This is a genomic window from Vogesella mureinivorans (assembly GCF_007644035.1).
Classification (GTDB): Bacteria; Pseudomonadota; Gammaproteobacteria; order Burkholderiales; family Chromobacteriaceae; genus Vogesella; species Vogesella mureinivorans.
Map to the genome: position 1 here is coordinate 1 of NZ_VMTV02000216.1, position 251 is coordinate 251.

Annotated in this window: 2 tRNA genes; both read left to right on the forward strand. The window is 49.8% G+C overall.

Annotation, left to right across the window (positions count from 1 at the left end):
* Nucleotides 1-19 precede the first annotated feature (19 nt).
* Nucleotides 20-93 (forward strand) — tRNA-Ile (locus FLQ44_RS07860).
* An 82-nt stretch (nt 94-175) separates the two neighbouring features.
* Nucleotides 176-249: transfer RNA gene (locus FLQ44_RS07865), tRNA-Ala, on the forward strand.
* Nucleotides 250-251 lie beyond the last annotated feature (2 nt).

A 251-nucleotide genomic window follows, 5' to 3' on the forward strand; every position in this document is an offset into this window, starting at 1 on the left:
TACTCATCACTCATAATAGAGTCTCGTAGCTCAGCTGGTTAGAGCGCTACACTGATAATGTAGAGGTCGGCAGTTCGAGCCTGCCCGAGACTACTAATTAAAGCGGTAAGCAGTAAGCTTGAAGCAGTAGGCATTTAGCCTAAAGCTTATGGCCTATAGTCTACAGCACCTAGAGGGGGAATTAGCTCAGCTGGCTAGAGCGCCTGCCTTGCACGCAGGAGGTCAAGGGTTCGACTCCCTTATTCTCCACA